Source organism: Streptomyces sp. NPDC059455 (genome assembly GCF_042750115.1).
GTDB lineage: Bacteria > Actinomycetota > Actinomycetes > Streptomycetales > Streptomycetaceae > Streptomyces > Streptomyces endocoffeicus.
Genome location: NZ_JBHYVB010000180.1, coordinates 23,823 through 24,072 on the forward strand (window position 1 = coordinate 23,823; position 250 = coordinate 24,072).

A 250-nucleotide genomic window follows, 5' to 3' on the forward strand; every position below is an offset into this window, starting at 1 on the left:
CCGAGCCACACAGCCGCGCTCCGGGCGCCGCGCGCGCGCCTGCGCCCCCCCCGCGCCCGGCCCCCCCCCCCCGACGCTGTGGGCGGCCGAAGGCCGTTGTGAGGTCGCGGCCGTGCCCGGGGGCGTGCCGCGGATGAGCGGGCTACGGGGCGTCCGGCGGATCCTTCCCCTCCCCGCCCGTTCCCGCGGCACCGATATGCGGCTCCGCCGCGTGGCAGGGGATTCGCCCCTGGACCCCGGGGTCTGGGGC